At 47.9% G+C, this 21,479-nt stretch carries 13 protein-coding genes; 12 read left to right on the forward strand and 1 reads right to left on the reverse strand.

What is annotated here, in order from left to right; genetic code table 11:
* Nucleotides 1–32: 32 nt before the first annotated feature.
* From LLH06_RS07550 to LLH06_RS07590, 9 genes are all read left to right on the forward strand, one after another.
* Entirely contained in the window at nucleotides 33–893 is an 861-nt protein-coding gene (locus LLH06_RS07550; protein ID WP_228172662.1) for a ThuA domain-containing protein, read from the forward strand.
* Between the two features lie 99 nt (nucleotides 894–992).
* On the forward strand, nucleotides 993–2,069 hold the full coding sequence (locus LLH06_RS07555; RefSeq protein ID WP_228172663.1) for a glycoside hydrolase family 5 protein: 1,077 nt from the start codon (nucleotides 993–995) through the stop codon (nucleotides 2,067–2,069).
* 704 nt (nucleotides 2,070–2,773) lie between these two features.
* Entirely contained in the window at nucleotides 2,774–5,959 is a 3,186-nt protein-coding gene (locus LLH06_RS07560; protein ID WP_228172664.1) for a SusC/RagA family TonB-linked outer membrane protein, read from the forward strand.
* A gap of 19 nt (nucleotides 5,960–5,978) precedes the next feature.
* Nucleotides 5,979–7,655 (forward strand): RagB/SusD family nutrient uptake outer membrane protein, encoded by a 1,677-nt coding sequence (locus LLH06_RS07565; RefSeq protein ID WP_228172665.1) that lies wholly within the window; start codon nucleotides 5,979–5,981, stop codon nucleotides 7,653–7,655.
* 38 nt (nucleotides 7,656–7,693) lie between these two features.
* Nucleotides 7,694–8,827 carry a glycan-binding surface protein gene (locus tag LLH06_RS07570; protein WP_228172666.1) on the forward strand — a complete coding sequence of 378 codons (1,134 nt, stop codon included), beginning with the start codon at nucleotides 7,694–7,696 and terminating at the stop codon, nucleotides 8,825–8,827.
* Nucleotides 8,828–8,837: 10 nt separating this feature from the next.
* On the forward strand, nucleotides 8,838–9,635 hold the full coding sequence (locus LLH06_RS07575; protein WP_228172667.1) for a glycan-binding surface protein: 798 nt from the start codon (nucleotides 8,838–8,840) through the stop codon (nucleotides 9,633–9,635).
* Nucleotides 9,636–9,680: 45 nt separating this feature from the next.
* On the forward strand, nucleotides 9,681–10,364 hold the full coding sequence (locus LLH06_RS07580; protein ID WP_228172668.1) for a GDSL-type esterase/lipase family protein: 684 nt from the start codon (nucleotides 9,681–9,683) through the stop codon (nucleotides 10,362–10,364).
* Nucleotides 10,365–10,498: 134 nt separating this feature from the next.
* On the forward strand, nucleotides 10,499–12,400 hold the full coding sequence (locus LLH06_RS07585) for a sialate O-acetylesterase (protein WP_228172669.1): 1,902 nt from the start codon (nucleotides 10,499–10,501) through the stop codon (nucleotides 12,398–12,400).
* Nucleotides 12,400–15,084, forward strand: coding sequence for an alpha-L-rhamnosidase (locus LLH06_RS07590; protein WP_228172670.1), 2,685 nt, complete (start codon nucleotides 12,400–12,402; stop codon nucleotides 15,082–15,084). Before LLH06_RS07585 ends, LLH06_RS07590 begins: the two co-directional genes overlap by 1 nt.
* Nucleotide 15,085: 1 nt before the next feature.
* Here the strand turns inward: LLH06_RS07590 and LLH06_RS07595 are convergent, their stop codons facing one another.
* Nucleotides 15,086–15,970, reverse strand: coding sequence for an AraC family transcriptional regulator (locus LLH06_RS07595; protein ID WP_228172671.1), 885 nt, complete (start codon nucleotides 15,968–15,970; stop codon nucleotides 15,086–15,088).
* Between the two features lie 314 nt (nucleotides 15,971–16,284).
* Here LLH06_RS07595 and LLH06_RS07600 point away from each other — a divergent pair, with 314 nt between their 5' ends.
* The 3 genes from LLH06_RS07600 to LLH06_RS07610 are packed head-to-tail and all read left to right on the forward strand — an operon-like array spanning nucleotide 16,285 to nucleotide 21,475.
* Complete coding sequence (locus LLH06_RS07600; RefSeq protein ID WP_228172672.1) at nucleotides 16,285–18,111, forward strand: sodium:solute symporter family protein; 1,827 nt, start codon at nucleotides 16,285–16,287, stop codon at nucleotides 18,109–18,111.
* A 21-nt stretch (nucleotides 18,112–18,132) separates the two neighbouring features.
* The gene (locus tag LLH06_RS07605) at nucleotides 18,133–19,326 is read left to right on the forward strand and encodes a glycoside hydrolase family 130 protein (RefSeq protein WP_317206724.1); all 1,194 of its coding nucleotides are present in this window, start codon (nucleotides 18,133–18,135) and stop codon (nucleotides 19,324–19,326) included.
* 55 nt (nucleotides 19,327–19,381) lie between these two features.
* Nucleotides 19,382–21,475 (forward strand): outer membrane protein assembly factor BamB family protein, encoded by a 2,094-nt coding sequence (locus LLH06_RS07610; RefSeq protein WP_228172673.1) that lies wholly within the window; start codon nucleotides 19,382–19,384, stop codon nucleotides 21,473–21,475.
* The last annotated feature ends 4 nt before the right edge of the window (nucleotides 21,476–21,479 follow it).

Below are 21,479 nucleotides of genomic sequence, written 5' to 3' on the forward strand. Positions count from 1 at the left end.
GATCCGCACCTTTAATAATGATATTCGTCCTGATGCTTTGGGTTTCACAAAACGTTTGCGCCTTGCCGTTCAATGATGGAGCAGGTAAAGCTAATTCAAAAGAGATCATACTGATCGCAGGGACCAAAAGCCATGACCCAGGGGAACATGAATACGAGCGTACCGTGCGGCTGATCAAAGTGATGCTTGATCATTCTGGTCTCCGAAATATACACACAAGCTACTACCTCAACGGCTGGCCACCGGCCGACAGTTTGCTTGACCACGCTGATCTTATTCTCTTTGTCACCGATGGTATCGACGGTATCAACTTTAAAAGTGCGCCGTTCATGACCGATCAGCGCATGGCTGTCATCCAGCGGCAGGTCGATCGTGGGTGTGGTATCGCTTTGCTGCACTTCTCGTTGTTCACCACGCATCAGTGGGGGCAAAAGTTTTTGGAATGGGCGGGTGGATATTATGACTGGCAAGACGCCAACGGAGATAAGCGCACTTATTCGTCACTGCGAATGCTGAACGCAGACATCACCCTGCCCAGCCTAAAGCACCCGATCAGCAATGGTGTGCGGCCGTTCAAGCTTAAAGAAGAGGTTTATTACAACATGCGTTTCCAGGATAATGGAAAGCGCATTATTCCTATACTACAGGTTGACTCATTGGGAGGAAGAACTCCGCTTGGAGACGTGGTGGCCTGGGCTTACCAACGCAGGGATGGCGGTCGTGCATTCAGTGCTACGATAGGTCACTTTTACTCCAATTGGAAGGATGATAACTTCAGAAAAGTATTGATCAATGGATTGGTGTGGGCATCAGGCACCAAAGTGCCTTCTAACGGCGTAAAGGCCCGCTACTATGATGATCAGGAGGTGGCTAAGTACCTTGACCAACACTGACCACTCACACTGATAGCTAAATTAATATCAGCATCAGGCAAAAATAGACACCTGTTTATCCGTCGTTTTGTATTGTTTTGTGGTACCAATACAAAACTTATGAGAGGTTTCTATTCAAAATTCATTGTCGTTGTGGCCTGCGCCCTCAAATTAGGGTCGGCAGTGGCTCAGCCTGGATTGCAAAGTAATGCTGTCAAAAAGGACTGGTGGCACATCGAATCCATTCAGCCTTATAAGCTTCCTGTGAGCGCTACCAAAATGTCGTTCATCAAGGTAAAAGAGAACTCTTTTATTGATGACAAGGGCAAAGTAGTGGTCTTCAAAGGTCTCTCTATTTCTGATCCTGATAAATTGGTGAAGGAAGGGCATTGGAACAAAAAACATTTCGAAGTGATCAAAAGCTGGGGTGCTAACCTCATCCGTATCCCTGTTCATCCGGTAGCCTATCATCAACGTGGCGTGGAAGCTTATATCAAATTGTTGGATGAAGCGGTCAACTGGTGCTCGGAACTGGGTATATATGTGCTGATCGACTGGCATGCTATAGGCAACCTGCAAATGGAGATCCTGTCGCAAGACATGCACAAGACCACCAAAAGTGAGACCTTCAATTTTTGGCGTAACATTGCCGAGCATTACAAGGACGTACCTACGGTAGCCTTTTACGAACTATTTAACGAACCCACCACCTACGATGGCCAGTACGGTACCGCCAGTTGGGATGGCTGGAAAACGATGATGGAGCAAATGATCGATCTGATCTATGTATACAATAAGAACGTTGTTCCGTTAGTGGCCGGATTTAATTGGGCTTATGACCTTACGCCTGTGCGTGAAAATCCCATCGCCCGCCGAGGTATAGGGTACGTTACACATCCTTATCCGGGTAAGCGTGCGGTACCGCGCGAGGATAAATGGGAACTCGATTTTGGTTTTGTAGCCGATAAATACCCGGTTGTTGCCACCGAGATAGGCTTCATGCCGGGCGACGAAGACATCAATCTGAAAGATGATGGCGTTTATGGTCCATCGATAGTAAAGTACTTCAAGAAAAAGGGTATATCGTGGGTAGTCTGGGTATTCGACCCTGACTGGATCCCTCAAATGATACAAAACTGGAATTACGAACCAACGAAGCAAGGCAAGTTCTTTAGCGATGCCATGAAGAGTAAGTGATCATATCACGCATACTGCAAGCCACCGAATAATGTTGGTGGCTTTTTCATGGGCCGACCAACAGATAGTAGCAACTATTTGCAGCAGGTTGAGACCGATCGCTAAATGAGCGACTAAGCCGACATAAGGATAGGATAAAAAAGTATCATTCCATTCGATACCTTAAAACCTGAGGTACTAGCAGACTACTAACAGTGCTTAAAACACAGCCCTTAACTTTATAAGTGAGCGATAATTTCGTCTAGATAAAGTACTCTATTATGGCTTGTTATGCACTTTTGTCGATACTTGGCTAAAAAAGTATTAGAAATACGTTCATAAAACCGTGAATTTTAGTGATTATAAACCTGCCTGTATATCGGGGCTGTAACACCAACATCAGCACATCACGTAACGGGCTTTTTTGCAAGAACACACACACTGGGCTCGAGCCAGTGGCTTTAACCAATTATAAATTATGAAAAAAGGAAATTTTACTTTTTCTCCTCCACCTCCGCTGCACGATACATCTCCCATTGATCAAAGTGATCTCGTTATTTGCAGCATTTGAACCGTACAGATCTTAACTGACCAAACGATCGATTATGAACCATTCAGACCAAAAATATGAACGGCTTGTCTCTGTACGCATTAAACTGCGGCAAAGGGACGGGCTTAAGACAAAAGGCCATCAAGTAAATTTGTGGCGATCATTGCTTTTATTTTTGCTGACCTTATTTATAAGCATAGGGCAGCCAACCATCACACTTGCACAAAATGCTGCACCGGGCACCGTATCAGGTGTAGTTACTGACGACCGTGGCGAGGCCTTGGTAGGAGTGAGCATAAAGCTCAAGAACGGCCAGGCAGCGGCACAAACTGATGTACGCGGCCGTTACACCATCAAGGTACCCGGCAAGGATGCTACATTGATATTCACTTACTTGGGTTATTCACCCGTTGAAAAACCGGTAGGTAACACCACTACACTGAACGTGCAACTGGCTGCGGTGAACAGCAAACTTGACGAGGTAGTGGTTATCGGCTACGGCAGCGTGGCCAGGCGTGACGTTACCGGCTCGGTGGCATCAGTTAAAGGCGATGACCTTACCCGTAACGTGCCTGTGAGCGTTAACCAGGGCTTACAAGGTATGGTAGCTGGTGTTCAGGTTAACCGTAATGACGGTGCACCCGGTGCAGGCATCAGCTTGACCATTCGTGGTGCTAACTCATTCACCGGTAGCGAGCCATTGTACGTTATCGATGATATACCAGTGGTATCTGCTCCTACACCGGGTGGTGCGGAAGATAACTTTCAAACCATCAATGGTTTATCCTTTCTTAACCCGCAGGATGTGGAAAGCATCGAGATCTTAAAAGACGCATCAGCTACTGCTATATACGGTTCAAGGGGTGCTAACGGCGTGGTATTGATCACTACCAAAAAAGGCAAGGCAGGTAAAGACAAAGTGACCCTGATCGCCAACACCAGTTGGGCTACGGTATCTAAAAAAGTGGATATGCTGGGTGCTTACGAGTATGCCGTGTTGCAGAATGAGGCCGCGCAGAATCTGACCACTTATTACGGTTCACAGTTGTCGTTACCATTCCCCGGTAACTACGGACGCGATGCCGTGACCTTACAAAACAACGTTTACCGTCCTAAGCCTGAAGATTATATCAACGGATTACCGGCAGGCACTGTTTATCCTGAAGGATTCAAAGGCGTGAACTGGCAAGACCAGATCTTTCGCACTGCCATGACCAAGGATTACACCTTGCAAGTTGCCGGTGGTAGCGATAAGGGTAGTCACTTGATCTCGGGAAATTACCTTGATCAGGAAGGTATCATTAAACGCACCGGGTTCAAACGTTACGGTCTGCAATTGAACATCAATCGCAACGTGAGCCGCTTCTTCCAGATCGGTACCAACAGCAACGTCACCTATACCAACTATGTATTAGGTAAAACGAATACTTCGGGTGCTCAACCAAGCTTGATCAGCTCGGCTTTGTTCTTCCCGCCAACATGGCCTTTGGATGATCCTTATGCTGATGCCAGGCAACAGTACGTAAATGCCGCAGGTTTGAGTAACCCTATATTGTCGATCAACAACTCCGACGACCGTACTAAATCGGTACGTGTTTACACTACTGGCTATGCACAGTTGAACTTTACGCCTTGGCTTAACTTCAGGCAGCGTATCGGTTACAACTACAATACCAACATGCGTCAAACGTATTACAAACGTAGCATACCTGAAGGCCGTATACCTGGTGGGCAAGCTTCGGAAGCCAACAACAGCTACGCGCAGTTGACCCTCGAGTCGTTATTGAACTTCAGGAAGACGTTCAATAAGGTACACACCGTAAGTGCAGTGGCTGCGTTCACATACGAAAAAGGCCAGGCCTATTGGAATGAGCAACGCGCCAGCAACTTCCCTAATGACCTGACCGGGTACTGGAACCTTGCTGCAGGTTTGACACAAGCTCCTTTTTACAACTACCGTGAAGACAATTCACTGATGTCGGTGTTGGCGCGTATCAACTACAGCTATAAAGGTAAATACCTCGTGACCGCAAACTTTAGGCGCGATGGTTCAAGCAAGTTCACCGAGACCAACAAGTACGCTAACTTCGGTGGTTTGGCCTTTGCCTGGACAGCCAGCGAAGAAGATTTCATCCGTAACCTGGGCGCTTTCTCGAACTTGAAGCTGCGTACCAGCATCGGTGGTACCGGTAACCAGGGTATAGGCCCATATGGGACCTTGAACCGTGTTATATCGGCAAATGCTATCGTGGATAAGGATGGCAATATCGGCTCGGGTTATCGTTTAGATGATGGCCGCGGCATAGTGGATCCTGATCTGAAATGGGAGACCACCACCCAGGCTGACGCCGGTTTGGACATGGGTTTCCTGAACAACCGCTTGAACGTAACGGTAGATGTTTACTACAAAAAGACCAAAGATCTGCTTCAAAGCATTAACGTGGCCCCAAGTACAGGCTATCGTACCAAGCTTACCAATTTTGGAACTGTAGAGAACCGTGGTCTGGAGGTGAGTGTACAAGGTGCTATTCTTCAAAAAGCTGCCTTTAAGTGGGGAGTTAATGCTAACATCGCCTTCAACCGCAACAAAATAATGGACCTGCCTGCTGATCAGTTCGCTCAGCGATTGTATCACGGTGTTGATCAGGTGCTTATCCAGCGTAACGGGCAGCCGATCGGCGCTATCTATGGTTTGATCGAGGATGGCTTCTATGACAATATAGCCGAGGTTCGTGCTGATCCGCGTTGGGCCGGGTTAGATGATACGCAGCTTATTCAAAAATTGGGCACCATCAAGTATAAAGATACCGATGGCAACCGTAGCGTACTGAGCCAATCGACCGACCGTGTGATCATCGGTAACACCAACCCTGATTATACCTGGGGTATCACCAATACTTTCAACTACAAACGTTTCGATTTCAGCTTCTTTGTGCATGGCGTAATGGGTGGCGACATCATCAACACTAACCTGTTGAAAGTAAGGCTAAGCAATACCGGTAACTCTACCGTTGATGCATTTAACGGCCGCTGGACACCAGCCACTGCTGCTACCGCAACATGGCCACGTGCCGATGCCTCATCTACCATGGAATACCTTTTCTCGAACAGGTACATTGAGGATGGAACATTCGTTAGGTTGAAGACCATAAACTTAGGCTACACCTTTAAAACTCCTAAAAAGTATTTAGGCGATATCAATGTATATGGCACCGTGAGCAACGTGCTTACGATCACCAAATACAGCTGGTTCGATCCAGATGTGAACTCTTTCGGCGGCGACGCTTCGCGCCGGGGCGTGGATATGAACTCTTATCCTAATGCACGCACCTTTACATTGGGTGTTAAAGCATCTTTTTAACCGATCAAGAACCTAGAAAATGAAAAGAAGAAATATCAAAACAGCTTTGATCGCCTTTTGCGCCGTATTGATGTGCGGTTCATGCAAAAAGGCATTAGAAGAAAAACCATATTCGTTCATCGCACCCGAGCAGTTAGGCGACTCAAAAGAAGCGGCTCAGTTATGGGTGAACGGGGTAAAGAGTTCGTTTACCACCGGCGGCTTTTTTGCTTACGCCATATTCAACAGGGTATATGATGTGGATAGTGATGATGCTACCGGACCAAACTGGGCGTTCGCAGCTACCGGTGCCGGTAACTTTCAGGAAAATACCGATATACGTGCGTACTGGTTCGATCTTTACAACCTGATATCAAGATCCAACAATGCCATCAGCCGCATCACCGCCATGACGGCTATCGATCAGCCATCAAAGGATAACGCTTTAGGTGAACTGAACTTTTACCGTGCCTGGGCTTACTTTACCTTAGTAAGGGCATTTGGCCCGGTGCCGTTGTACAAGTTCTCGGTAACTGACGGAGAAGACCCAGATCAGCCGCGAGCTTCGGTAGCTAACGTCTATGCATTCATCATAGAATGTTTGAAGCTATCGGAGACCCAGTTATACAGCCGCAAGAACGCCGCTTATAAAGCTGGTACTGTAAGCCAGGAAGCTGCTAAGACCATGTTGGCCAAAGTGTACTTAAATATGGCTTCGGGGGCGTTATCAGGAGCGCAGATCACCGTATATGGCGGCCCTCAAGGCAAAAGTGGCGCACGCCTTAACCCGGTGGCCACCACTTATACCAAATCTGTAGTTGCCGGCCACGAAACTTTCAACGCCCGCGACTACTTCACATTGGCTCGTAACAAAGCTAAAGAAGTGATCGATGGTGCTGATGGCAACACCGGCCTGTTCTCGACCTGGGAGCAGATCTGGCAAAAAGGTAACCGCGGTGGCAAAGAGCATTTGTGGATGATGTACGGCCGGAGCAATAACGAGGATTTCGGTAACTTTTTGACCTATCACTATTCAGGTATCGAAGGTGCCAATGGTGCACGCGTACAAAGTGGCGGTGGTTTTTACGGCTTGTCAGATCACTGGTATAACTTATTTGAAACGAAGGACGCACGTATTCGCCAAGGCGTGGTGCATAAATGGTTGAATTACCGTGGCGATAAGCAATGGTATCCAAGCAAAGAGGTAGGCAGCACCGACCCTGCGGTAGGTTATGATCCTACTTATGCCTACTCTGACGATGATAGCCATATCGCTTTAGTGACCAAATACTATGATGTGGCGGATCGAACCGTTTTCCGTACCGATGCCGCTTACCCATGGTTGCGTTATGCGGAAACGTTACTGATCTATGCTGAGGCAGACAATGAGGTGAACGGACCTACCGCCGATGCGGTGAATGTTGTCAACCAATTGCGTACCCGCAGTAATGCCACACCGGTTTCCGTTGCTGATTTTAACCAGCAATCGTTACGCTCATTCATCGTTGAAGAACGTCGCCGTGAGCTGGCAGCAGAGGGCAGCCGCGCCTGGGACCTAAGAAGATGGGGCATATACCTGCAAGTGATGAATGCCATTGGTGCCGTTGATGCCAATGGAATCGTTAAGAGCCGTCAAAACAGGCATTTGCTGTTCCCACTGCCGATTGACGAGATCAATGGTAACAAGAACATTGATGGTAATAACCCTGGCTGGTAAGCTGATCCTATATCATAACCAATGATCAATTATGTATTATGAGAACGTTTAAATTCAAACATCATATCATCATGCTGAGTGCGGTAATGGCCGCGCTCCATCTTACAAGCTGTAAAAAAGATCAAAGCAGCGATAACGATTGTAGCGGTACTCCGGTCATCACCAAAGTGGTAAAGTCTACCGATCGTTCCGTTACACTGTCCTCCGGAGACCTGCGTCAGTTCGTGACCATACAGGGTTCGAACCTGTGTGGTGTCACCGAAGTGATGTTCAATAACATTAAGGTCACCTCGGCCGATTTTTATGCAACGGCTGACGAGATCACAGTACGCGTACCGGCCAGCGTGCCAAGTTCAGATCAGATCACCAATAAGATCACTGTCAATACCCCATCGGGTAACGCCACCACTAACTTTGTGGTCAACATACCGCCAATATCCATAACAGGTGTTGACAATGAGTACGCGCCTGCAGGTACCACCATGACGCTGCTTGGTCCAAGTTTCGGTATTTACGGCTTTACGGGCGGTAAAGGCAAAGTTTTCTTTGGTACTACCGAGGCTACCATCACCAAGGCAACGCCTGATACCTTGCAAGTGACCGTGCCGGCTGGTGTCCAACAAAATTCGGCTATTAAGGTGGTGGCCGACAATGGCAACAGTGCAACTTATAAGTATCCGTACATGGATAACACCAACCTGGTATTTGACTTTGACACCAAGACCGGAACAGCTACTGGGTTCATTACTAACAGCGCGACCCCTGGCGCTATCAGCGGCAAGTATGTCCGCGTAGCTAAAACTACCGGAACCTGGGCCGCTGATGAATTCATCAGGGGCGTGGGAAAGATCCCAGCTGATGCAGTGAGTAACCCTGATCAATATCTGTACAAGTTCGAGATCAATACGCAGGTGCCGTTCAACCAACAGGGTATTCGTATGTGGGCTGATTATGGTGATAGCGGTACTTATTATTTGTGGAATCCGACAGTATCGCCGTTCGATACCCGTGGTAAATGGATCACCTATTCGATCCCACTTCTGGATATCGTGAAAAAAGCGACCATCACGGCCCGTACCAACAACGACTACACGTTCAGAGCGATCGTTTATGGTCCAACGCCGTTCCAGATCGATCTTTCAATGGACAATATTCGTATCGTACATAAGTGATCATTTAGATATGAAAAAGACACTAAAGATATCGGGCATAATGCTAACGCTTAGCGCATCAGTGTTCGCGCAGTCAAACGCTTTTAGCCTTACCAAAATACTTAACGAATATGCTCCGACAGGAAGCACGATGGTGATCATCGGTTCACAACTGAAAAGCAATATGGTTCCCGGTAAAGCTAAGGTACTGTTCGGCTCAACGGAGGCTCCGATCACCCGCGTGACCGACGATAGCTTGTATGTAAAGGTGCCTGACAACGCTGCTCCAGGCACCACTGTGAAGGTGATCACGCCCGGCGGAGAGAAGAGCGTACCATATCCCTACAAAGACAAAAGGAACGTCATTTTTGATTTTAACTCAGGCTCAGGCAGTGACTATGTGACGAGTAGTGCCAAGCCGGGTCCGATCGATGGTAAGTACGTACGGATCGAGAAGGAGATACCCTCATGGTCGGTGATCGATCTGATCCAGGGCAACGTGACCATGCCGGCCGAGGCGGTAACTGACCCGTCAAAATACGTTCTCAAGTTTGAAGTGAACACCTTAAAGCCATTCGATGCGAACATGATCAAGATCATGATCGATGGCGACTATCATGAGGTGAACACTTATCTATGGAGAAGCAGGCAGCCATTTGATACCAAAGGGCAATGGCAAACTTACACCGTTGAGCTTGATAAGATCATCAATACACCTTTAAAAGCGTCGTTGAACAAGCATAAGTTCAAATTATCCTATCACGGTAATGGGGTGCTGGATGCTGATATGTCCTTCGATAACTTCCGTGTTGTTCCAAAAGAAAATTAAGTACTTGCAAGGGCAGCCAGGCTGCCCTTGCTCATTTAAGATGCAATGATCAAAACGATAAACAAAGCAGTTCTATTCCTGGCAAGTGTACTTTTGTTGTTGGGTTTTACTTCACAAGACTCCGTAGCACAAGAGCAAAGATTTTACTATTGGAACACCATCCAGAACTTCCGTAAGCAGGACAGTTTGCAGGCGCCACCTCAAAATGCTATACTCTTTGTGGGCAGCTCGTCCTTTACTAACTGGCACAACGTTCAGCAGATGTTCCCTGACCGTGTGATCATTAATCGGGGTTTTGGCGGTTCACAATTGCTGGATGCGAAACAATACTTTGAACAAACCAAATATCCCCAAAAGCTCAAACAGATCGTGCTTTATTCAGGCGATAATGATATTGCCTCTGGCGCTTCTGCTCAGGAGGTGTTCGGCCGCTTTAAGCAGGTGTATGAGCTTATCCGCAAAGATCAGCCTAAACTACCCATCGCCTACCTTTCTATCAAAGGTTGTCCGGGCAGGGCGCGTTCCATACCTGTAGTAAAAGAGACCAACGCGCTGATCAAAGAATTTCTGGCTATGCAGAAAAACACCGCCTATGTAGATGTCTTCTCTGCCACAATGGACAGCGAGGGGCAGCCTATTAAAGAGATCTATGTGGAGGATGGTGTGCACATGAATCAAAAAGGTTATGATATATGGGCTTCGGTGCTTAAGCCATACCTGGTGAAATAAGAAGTGAAACTAAAAATATCATTATATTTCTTTTGGATAAGTAACTGACCCGTCCTCCGTTCCCATTCATGAAAAGATCCTTGTTTTTGACTGCCTTGGTCTTGCTCGCAGTTGCCGTTAAGGCGAATGTACGTTTGTCACCTTTATTCGGCGACGGCATGGTGTTACAGCGCAATAAGCCTATCACGATATGGGGCTGGGCTGATCGAGGCGAGAAAGTGACCGTCAAATTTCAGAAGCAGACCAGGACCGCCATCGCGAACAAGGACGGCAAATGGCGGGTGATATTGAACAGCGAACCTGAAGGCGGGCCGTATCAGATGACCATCAAAGGCAAAGATCAGCTGTTGTTAAGTGATGTGTTATTGGGCGAGGTTTGGTTGTGTTCGGGACAATCGAATATGGAATTCGCCGTTCGTTCGGCCAATAACGCCAGCAGAGAGATACTGGAGGCTAACAATACTCAGATCCGGCAATTCAAAGTTCCCAACACCATATCCAAGCAGCCACAAGACGGCCTTACAGGCGGAAGTTGGCGACCGGCCACGCCGGAAAATGTGGGTGAATTTACTGCCGTTGGCTACTTTTATGCAAAAGAGCTTTACAAGCAACTGAAAGTACCCATAGGTTTGATCAATTCTACCTGGGGAGGGACCGACATCGAGACCTGGATCAGCAGGCCAGCATTGGAGAACAGCGATATATTCCGGTCAATGGCTAACGTGCTGCCACCGGCAGCAGATCTTGATGTGGTCATCAAAGCGCGGAAGGAGCAATTATTAGCTACGATAGAAAAACTACAAAGCGGCTTGCCAAAGGATACTGCCGAGATATCCAAGTGGCGGGAACCGAAGTTTGACGATACAAAATGGCCTGAGATGCCTGTCCCTGCCTTTTGGGAAGGTACCGTAGATGGACTGGATGGAACGGTTTGGCTTCGGAGGACCTTTAATATCAGTAAAAAAAATGCAGGCAAACTTGCCGAACTTCATTTAGGGATGGTCGACGATGAAGATGTAAGTTATTTGAACGGTGTCAAGGTGGGAGGGATGAAGGAAGGATATAACACCCAGCGTGTGTACCCTATCACTGCCGGGCTTTTAAAAGAAGGAGCCAACACCATTGCCATACGTGTACAAGATAACGGTGGTGGCGGTGGGGTGACCGGGAAACCCGATGATATACAGCTGTTAGTAGGTGAGGATACGATCGGTCTTGCAGGTCAATGGAAGTTCCAAGTGGCTTCTTTATCTCAGGCCACAAATAATAACGCAGACCCGAACGTTTTTCCAAGCCTGCTGTACAACGGAATGATCAGCCCATTGGTCGATCATTCGGTCAAAGGAGTGTTGTGGTATCAAGGTGAGAATAATGCTCAGCGGGCGGTGCAATACCGCACTGCCTTACCATTGCTGATCAATGATTGGCGCAAGAGTTGGAAACAGCCTGACATGCCCTTCTATATTATCCAGATCTCGAGCTGGAAAGCATCAGGCGGAGACAGTAGGCTCGGTAGCCAATGGGCCGAATTGCGCGAGGCCCAAACAATGGCCTCAAAGCTACCGAACACCGGATTGGTGGTCACGGTAGATGTGGGAGAGACCAATGACATACATCCTAAGGACAAACAGGATGTAGGTAAACGTTCGGCCGCTTTATCGCTGGCGCGATCATATGGAATGGCTTTGCCATATCAAGGCCCTTCATACAAAAGCATGCAGATCAAAAATGGTAAAGCGATGTTGACCTTTTCTGATGCTGAGGATGGCTTATGGGTAAAAGATAAATATGGCTATATTAAAGGCTTCGAGTTAGCCGGAGCCAATGAGCGTTTCTATTACGCCAAAGCGACCCTTGATGGAAACAAGGTGATACTGGAGAACCCAAATGTGAGCGTACCGGTAGCGGTACGTTATGCCTGGGCCGATGATGCCGGTGATGCCAACTTGTACAATAAGGCCGGTTTTCCACTGGTGCCTTTCCGCACCGATGACTGGAAGACCGTGACCGCTAATATGAAGTATACGATAAAGTGATGAAGTGTAACTGGACGATCGCACTGCTGATCATGCTGGCTTTAGGTATAAATGCAACTGCTTATGCACAATGCAGGCCTACTCATTTAAAGTGCGAATATCTGACCGATCCGCTCGGGATCGACACACAAGAGCCTCGTCTTACCTGGAACCTCGCCGGTTGTACGCAGGGCGGTCGCCAAGTATCGTACAGTATCGAGCTGGGGACCGACCCGGTCAAACTTGCCAAGAATGACGGCATCATTTGGCGGTCGGGTAAGGTGGCCTCTGATGATATGCTGGTGGCTTTGCCAGCTGGTAAGTTAAGTTCATTCACGCATTACTACTGGCGTGTCACCATAATTGACAACAACGGTAAAACCGCTACATCAGATGTGGCTGGCTTTGAAACGGCCATGCTTAATAAGTCCGACTGGCAGGGGGGCTGGATCACTGATGGTATCGACGTGAATGAAAAGCCTGCAGGGTACTTTCGTAAAGCGTTCAAGGCCAAAGGTGCGATCAAGAGTGCGCGAGCTTACATCGCCGCTGCTGGTTTATATGAATTACAGATCAACGGTAAAAAAGTCGGTGATCATCGGCTCGACCCCATGTTCACCTGTTTTGACAGGCGTAACCTGTATGTGACGCATGACATCACCTCGATGCTGACCACCGGCAACAATGCCATAGGCGTCACCTTGGGTAACGGTTGGTTCAACCATGTCTCGACCGCGGTTTGGTTCTTTGACAAGGCACCTTGGCGCGCACGGCCAAAGTTCTGTATGGATATACGTATCACATATCAGGATGGTACCACGGAAGTTATTAGCACCGATAATTCCTGGCGCACCTCACATGGCCCGATAACATTCAACAGTATTTACACGGCGGAGCACTACGATGCACGTTTAGAGCAAGCCGGTTGGGATACTCCAATTTTTATTGATACCACCTGGAAAAATGCCATCTACACATCAGCTCCTTCGCAACACATCGTTTCGCAACAGATGTATCCCATTCGCGATGTTAAAGAGTTGAGACCTGTAAGCGTGAAGAGGCTCTCTCCGCTTTGTCATGTGTTCGATCTTGGACAGAATATAGCCGGCGTGAGCGAGATCACCGTAAGAGGTAATGCAGGTGCCAAGCTAAGGTTGATCCATGGCGAACGATTGAAGAAGGACGGTCATGTGGATCGCTCCAACATCGACTACCACTATCGCCCAACAAATGACCAAGACCCGTTCCAGGAAGATATTTTGATCCTGTCGGGAAAAAAAGAAGATAGTTTCAGAGCAAAATTTAACTACAAGGGCTTCCAATACGTGGAGGTGGTAGCCAGCGAGCCTGTCAACCTGAGCGCTCAAAACCTGAAGGCCTACTTTATGCACAGTGATGTGCCTGCGGTAGGCAACATCAGTTCGTCAAGCACATTACTGAATAAGATCTGGCAGGCTACCAATAATTCATATCTGTCGAATCTATTTGGTTATCCAACAGATTGCCCGCAACGGGAAAAGAACGGCTGGACCGGCGATGCGCACATCGCTGTGGAGACCGGGCTCTACAACTTTGACGGGAAGACCGTGTATGAAAAATGGATGGCCGACCATCGTGATGAGCAGCAGCCCAACGGTGTGCTGCCGGCTATCATACCCACTGCCATGTGGGGGTATGATTGGGCCAATGGCCCTGACTGGACGAGCACCATTGCGATCATTCCCTGGAACCTGTACCTGTTCTACGGCGATACACGACCGTTAGAGCAGAACTACGACAACATTAAACGTTATGTTGACCACATTACCAGCGTTAGCCCTTCGGGCTTGACCGACTGGGGGCTGGGCGATTGGATACCGATCAAGTCGCGATCGAATAAGGAGTTAACTTCATCGATATATTACTTCATCGATGCCAACATACTGGCTCAGGCAGCAAAAGCTTTAGGCAAACAAGCTGATGCACAGACCTATCACGCATTGGCAATGAAGATAAAAGATGCGATCAATGCCAAATTCTATGATCAGCAAAAGGGCATTTATTGCTCTGGCTACCAAACGGAATTAAGCGCGCCACTTTACTGGCGATTGGTGCCCGATACTGAACGAGCCAAAGTGGCCAAAAATCTTGCCTCAAGGGTAGAGGCTGACGGCGGATTGGACGTCGGCTTGTTGGGGTCGAAAACTATATTGAATGCTTTGAGCGAGAACGGTTATGCTGATCTGGCTTATAAACTGGCCTCCAATGAGTCATATCCTTCATGGGGCTGGTGGATCAAGAACGGCGCGACCACACTTTACGAGAACTGGAAGATCGAAGGTAGCTCTGATATCTCGCTAAACCACATCATGTTCGGCGAAATAAGTGCATGGTATTACAAAGCGTTAGGTGGGATGTTCCCGGATCCCGGTTCGCCAGGCTTCAAGAACGTGATCTTAAAGCCAAATTTTGTTAGCGGCCTGGAGCGTTTTAGTGCAACGCATACCGGTCCGTACGGTGACATCATTTCATCATGGCAACGCAAGGGGCAAAAGGTTAGCTATGAGGTGACCATTCCGGCTAACAGTATTGCCACGCTATCCTTAAAAGCATCAGTGATCAAGGCGAGATCAGCCTCCGACGAGGTAAACTTGAGTAAACCGGTAGGTGGTAAATATATCTTACAACTTCAACCGGGGTTCCATAAGTTCGATATACAATTGTAGATTAAACGAAAACTCTCACACCTGAGAAATTCTCGCGGAACTCTTTAGGGGTACAACTCTTTTTCTTCTTGAACAAACGGTTAAAGTTCGACATGTTATTGAAGCCGCACTGGTAAGATATCTCGGTCACCGAATGGGTGGTATCGATCAGCATCCGCGAGGCATGACCCAACCTGATCTCGTTAAGACTATTAATAAACGTATTGCCGGTTCGTTTTTTGATGAAACGGCTAAAAGATTCGTCGGTCATGTTCACCAGTTTGGCCACATCATTAAGGGATATCTGATTGTGATAATTAACGTTCATGAATTCAAAGGCCTTCTCTAACCGGCGGCTGTTGTAACTGAAGTTCTTATTGTTCAAGAACGAGGTGTCAGATAAGGAGAATATCTTGCGCGAGGTAGAAAGATCGTGCAGAAGGCTGATCAGGTCCATCACTGAGTCGAAACCGCTTCGCTGACTCAAGGCCAGGATCCTTTCCCTTACCGCCTCTATGGTGCCTTGCGGAAAAGACACACCGCGTGCGCTCATATCGAACATCTTTTTGATGAAGCTTAACTGGTTGCGGCTCAAGAACTTTTCATCAAAAAGATCTTTGTGCCACTGTATGGTCACTTCGGTGATCTCGGTAGTACATTGATGGGTGAACCAGGCATGGGGAGTGTTAGGACCGATCAAAACCAATTCCAGGTCATCGATCACATCTATATGATCACCTACTATACGCTTGGCACCTTTAGCATTTAGTATCAGGTTCAGTTCGTATTCGTCATGATAATGAAGCGGAAAATTGAACTCTTTTTTGACCCTCGAAAAAATGGTGAAACAGTCAAAAGGTGTTAAGGGAGTGATCTCCTTAAATACGTTCTTGTGCAGGTTTTGCATAACGATAGGTACAGTGAATGAATTGAGGTTTACATTTTAAATGTATTTTAAAGTTAAGCTAAAGCAAAAATAAATATGAAAATTATAGGTGTTTGGCTAAAAAAGTATTAGTACTAAAACGCTGTTTTGGGCAACTTTACAATATATAAACCTGAATAGCTCTATGCCTTTTTTTACTCTAATTCATAGGTCCTGTAATGCTTGTGCCATGATAACCGGTCATGCCTTTAACGGTAAATCCCGTCATAGTGGTGTCATGATCAATAATAGTGATATGGCTAATATCCGTTAATTTAATACTTCAATAAACACGGATGAAGCTACAGGCTATTGATATAAGTATCATCGTATTCTACCTCGTCATGATGGTCATGATCGGTTGGTTCTATAAAAACAAGGCCAAGCAGAATAAGGAAAGCTACCTAATGGGTGGTAAGAAATTGCCTTGGTACATGCTGGGTCTGAGCGACGCATCAGACATGTTCGACATCAGCGGAACCATGTGGATGATCTCGCTTTGCTTTGTTTACGGCTTGAAAAGTATCTGGATACCGTGGTTATGGCCGGTGTTCAACCAGGTGTTCAATATGATGTTCCTGGCCAAGTGGTTGCGGCGCTCAGGTGCCAACACCGGGGCGGAATGGCTGGCCACCCGCTTTGGAGTGAGCGGGAAAGGCGTTAAGGCGTCACACAACATCGTGGTGGCGTTCGCGCTGATCAGTTGCCTCGGCTTCTTAGCTTATGGTTTTGTGGGACTTGGTAAGTTCATCGAGATTTTCATTCCCTGGGAATTGGTGAAAGCCTACGTGCCGTTCAACGTGGCTCCGCAGTATGTTGCGCACTTTTACGGTATCATATTCACCCTGTTCGCAATGTTCTACTCGATTTTAGGTGGTATGCATAGTATCGTGGTGGGCGATGTGATCAAATACATCATCATGACCGTTGGTTGTGTGGCCATAGCTATCATCGCTTTCACGCACCTGAATGGTAAACACCTGAACGTTCCTGCCGGATGGAGCGACCCGTTCTTTGGCTGGCGCCTTGACCTGGATTGGAGCAACATAATTGCCGATGCCAATAAGAAAATTAAAGAGGACGGCTTCAGTTTGTTCGGTATCTTTTTTATGATGATGCTATTCAAGGGCGTTTTCGCCAGTTTGGCCGGGCCACCGCCAAGCTATGATATGCAAAAGGTGCTGTCGACCAGTAGCCCAAAAGAAGCATCAAAAATGACAGGTTTCGTGTCGATCGTGCTGCTGCCCATTCGATATTCAATGGTGATCGGCCTTACGGTGCTGGCCTTGCTATATTACAACAAGATCAACATCAGCGTAAATGGCACCACCGACTTCGAACGTATACTGCCTGCCGCCATCAATACATTTTTGCCTGTCGGTATACTGGGCCTGGTATTAACCGGTCTGCTCGGTGCATTTATGGGCACCTTTTCGGGCACCTTGAACGCCGCACAAGCATACATCGTTAATGATATCTACTTGAAATACATCGACTCTGAGGCGCCTAACAAAAAGATCATCAGGCTAAATTATATAGTGGGCGTGGTAGTGGTAGCGATAGGGGTGTTGCTAGGCTTTTTTGCCAAGGATGTGAACAGCATATTGCAATGGCTGGTAGGTGCACTTTATGGTGGCTACATAGCGGCCAATATGTTGAAATGGTACTGGTGGCGATTCAATGCCAACGGCTTTTTCTGGGGAATGGCTTCGGGCATCGCCGCAGCCCTGGTGTTCCCTTTCATTTTTGACCAAGTGCTTCCGCTGTACGTATGGCCGTTATTGTTCGTGATCTCGTTAATTGGCTGTATAGCCGGAACATATACTGCTCCGCCTACTGATGAAGCGGTATTAAAGAACTTTTACAGCACCGTAAAGCCGTGGGGCTTTTGGGGACCGGTACACCGTTCGGTTACCATCGATGCTCCTGAATTTAAGGCCAATGGTCATTTCGGGCTCGATATGTTCAACGTGGTGCTGGGCATCATATCGCAATGCTGCCTTACCATACTACCCATGTACCTGGTATTATCGATGAAACTTCCGCTTATGGTCACCATCGGTATCCTAATAGTGGTGCTGAGCATTCTCAAAAAGACCTGGTGGGACAAACTCGAAGATTGATCTTATAAAGTGATACATCACATGAATACAAGTTTTAAAAGCAGACTGGATGGCCTGATGAGCAGGCACGCTGAACTTATTGACCGACCTAATCAAAAACTGACCTCACCTAACGGTATATTTCATCGGTATGAATTCCCGGTACTGACCGCAGATCATGCGCCGCTGGAATGGAGATATGACCTTAATGCGGCAAGCAATCCGTATTTAATGGAGCGTTGTGGCATCAACGCGATCTTCAACGCCGGAGCGATCAAACATGAAGGTAAGTACCTGATGGTGGCCCGCGTGGAGGGTTTGGACCGCAAATCATTCTTTGCGGTGGCCGAAAGCGATAACGGTACCGACGGATTCAAGTTCTGGGACTATCCTATAGAGATGCCCGAGACCGAGGAGCCTGACACTAACGTATACGATATGCGCCTGGTGAAGCATGAAGATGGCTGGATATACGGACTCTTCTGTACTGAAAGGCGTGACTCTTCGGCACACGAAGGTGATCAGTCGGCCGCGATCGCGCAATGTGGTATCGCCCGCACCAAAGATCTGAAAAACTGGGAGCGATTGGCCGACCTCAAGACGCCATCGCCTCAGCAGCGTAACGTGGTATTGCACCCGGAATTTGTGGATGGTAAATATGCCTTTTATACCCGTCCGCAAGACAGCTTTATAGAGGCTGGCAAAGGCGGAGGCATCGGATTTGGCCTGAGCGATTCTATTGAGCATGCCGAGGTAGAGCAAGAGATAGTGATCGATAAAAAGGTATATCATACTGTTTATGAGGCCAAAAATGGTTTAGGTCCAGCACCCATTAAAACATCAAAGGGCTGGCTTCATTTGGCCCACGGCGTACGTAATACTGCGGCAGGGCTTCGTTATGTGCTGTATATGTTCATGACCGATCTGCAGGATATTACTAAGGTGACCAACAAGCCGGCAGGGTACTTTATGGCGCCTGAAGGTGAAGAACGTATCGGTGATGTTTCCAACGTATTATTCAGCAACGGTTGGATCGCCGATGAGGACGGAACGGTATTTATTTACTACGCCTCGTCAGACACTCGCCAGCATGTGGCCACTTCCACTGTCGATAAACTTGTCGACTATGTGCTCAATACCCCAGAGGATAAGTTCCACTCAGCAGGCTCGGTACAAACCATCGCAGCCATGGTCGATAGTAACAAGAAGATCATTGCTGACGGTACTTTAGTGTAGATGAAGTTTTAAACATACCCTTAGCCGACCAGTATATTCATTCGAACATTATCCCATGAACAGGATCATTTTTATGCTGACATCTCTTGCGCTGTTCGTTTGTTCAAGCTGCGATAGGGTAGAACCATATAAAGATACCGTCGACTGGTCGAACCCCGGCGGCGACGCAGGACAGACCAAGTACTCGGCTTTAACACAGGTCAATACCAACAATGTAAAGAAGCTTAAAGTTGCCTGGACCTTCCGTTCGGGAAACATGGATGGTAACGTTCAGTGCAACCCGCTCATTATTAAAGGCATCATGTTCGTGACCACACCGTCGCAAACCTTGATCGCCGTTGACGGTACTAATGGAAAGATGCTTTGGCGTTTCAAACCCTCGCGCGACGGCGAAAAGCTCGGCGGTATCAACCGAGGTGTGGTCAGTTGGGGATCTGGCGAGGACGCCTATCTTTTTTATACAGCAGGTAATTACTTGTATAAAGTGGGCATGTACAATGGCTATGCCGACGAAAGTTTTGGCGACAAAGGTCGCGTTGATCTTAATGCTGGACAGGTAAGGTCACCTGATAAGATGGCCATTACCTCACCGGGGGCACCAGCGGTATTCAAAGATCTGGTCATCTTAGGTGCATTAAGCTGGAGCGCGCCAAGCAACGTAAGTGCTTTTGACGCCCGTACAGGTAAGCGTGTTTGGAAATTCAACACCATACCGCAACCCGGCGAATATGGTCATGATTCCTGGGGCGACAAGAACTTCTGGAAAGATGGAGCCGGCATCAACGTTTGGGGAGGTATTACGGTGGACAAGGAAAGCGGGATGGTGTTCTTCCCAACAGGGCAACCCAAAGATGACTTCTACCGTGCCGAAAACCGTGGTCAACAGCTTTACGGTAATAGTATAGTAGCCCTGAACGCTAACACCGGTACACGGATCTGGCACTACCAGGCCATACATCATGATCTGTGGGACCTGGATCTGCCATGCGCTCCTGTACTGGTCGACCTCAATTCTAACGGTAAAAAAGTAAAAGGGGTGATGCAGTTGACCAAGACAGGCAATGTCCTGCTGTTCGAGCGCAGCACCGGTAGGCTACTATCAAAGGTGGTCGAAACACCTGTGCCGGCATCGACCCTACCGGGCGAGTATGCTTACCCGACTCAGCCCAAGGTGATCTGGCCGAAACCTTTCGCCAAGCAGGTGGTCACAGCCAATGATGTAACCTTTCGTACACCTGAAGCCCGCCAGGCAGCGTTGAGAACGATCGCTGAAACGGAGCAAGGCTGGTTCCTGCCGCCTTCTAAAAAAGGTATTCTCTATTATGGCATACATGGAGGTGCCGAATGGGGCGGAGGGTCTTATGATCCGCGGGAGAATGTGCTTTACGTAAATGCCAATCAGCTGGCGTGGCTGATCAAAATGAAAGACATCAATGAGTCTGACGACCCTAATAGCGAGCCCATGAGCGCAGGCAACGCCGTATTCCTCAAAATGGGTTGCCCAAGTTGTCATGGTGCCGACCGCAAGGGACAAGGGTCTATACCCGCGCTGACCGAATTAGATAAAAAATACAAGGAAGAGGACATCGTCAATATCCTGAAGAACGGGCGTAAGGCGATGCCAGCTTTCCCACAAATAGAGGAAAAGGACCGTAAGGATCTGGTGGACCTTTTACTGAACAAAAAGAATGTACAAGCGCCAAGGTCGGTATCCGGCAAGCATGAATACCGGTCGTTAGGTTACAATAAGTTTCTCGATGCTGACGGCTACCCGGCCACGGCACCACCGTGGGGAACCTTGAACGCTGTAGACCTGACCACTGGCAAGATCAAATGGAAAGTGCCATTAGGCGAGTACCCCGAACTGACCAAAAAAGGAATGCCCATCACAGGCACCGAGAATTTTGGCGGAAGCCTGGTGACCAAAGGTGGACTGGTGTTCATTGCTGCCACACGCGATGAGAAATTTCGGGCTTTTGATAAGCACACGGGTAAGATCTTATGGGAAACAAAGCTTCCCTATGGAGGGTACGCTTCGCCAAGTACCTACGCTATCAACGGGAAACAGTACATCGTGATACCGGCCACAGGTGGTGGTAAACTTGGCGGCAAAACGGGCGATACCTACGTTGCATACGCACTACCTTAACATA

Source organism: Mucilaginibacter daejeonensis (genome assembly GCF_020783335.1).
In the GTDB taxonomy this organism is placed as follows: domain Bacteria; phylum Bacteroidota; class Bacteroidia; order Sphingobacteriales; family Sphingobacteriaceae; genus Mucilaginibacter; species Mucilaginibacter daejeonensis.

Bases quoted from the DNA above. Each gene is read 5' to 3' on its own strand.
- LLH06_RS07550 (WP_228172662.1), top strand. From the start codon at position 33: ATGCTTTGGGTTTCACAAAACGTTTGCGCCTTGCCGTTCAATGATGGA.
- LLH06_RS07555 (WP_228172663.1), top strand. From the start codon at position 993: ATGAGAGGTTTCTATTCAAAATTCATTGTCGTTGTGGCCTGCGCCCTC.
- LLH06_RS07565 (WP_228172665.1), top strand. From the start codon at position 5,979: ATGAAAAGAAGAAATATCAAAACAGCTTTGATCGCCTTTTGCGCCGTA.
- LLH06_RS07570 (WP_228172666.1), top strand. From the start codon at position 7,694: ATGAGAACGTTTAAATTCAAACATCATATCATCATGCTGAGTGCGGTA.
- LLH06_RS07575 (WP_228172667.1), top strand. From the start codon at position 8,838: ATGAAAAAGACACTAAAGATATCGGGCATAATGCTAACGCTTAGCGCA.
- LLH06_RS07580 (WP_228172668.1), top strand. From the start codon at position 9,681: ATGATCAAAACGATAAACAAAGCAGTTCTATTCCTGGCAAGTGTACTT.
- LLH06_RS07590 (WP_228172670.1), top strand. From the start codon at position 12,400: ATGAAGTGTAACTGGACGATCGCACTGCTGATCATGCTGGCTTTAGGT.
- LLH06_RS07595 (WP_228172671.1), bottom strand. From the start codon at position 15,970: ATGCAAAACCTGCACAAGAACGTATTTAAGGAGATCACTCCCTTAACA.
- LLH06_RS07600 (WP_228172672.1), top strand. From the start codon at position 16,285: ATGAAGCTACAGGCTATTGATATAAGTATCATCGTATTCTACCTCGTC.
- LLH06_RS07605 (WP_317206724.1), top strand. From the start codon at position 18,133: ATGAATACAAGTTTTAAAAGCAGACTGGATGGCCTGATGAGCAGGCAC.
- LLH06_RS07610 (WP_228172673.1), top strand. From the start codon at position 19,382: ATGAACAGGATCATTTTTATGCTGACATCTCTTGCGCTGTTCGTTTGT.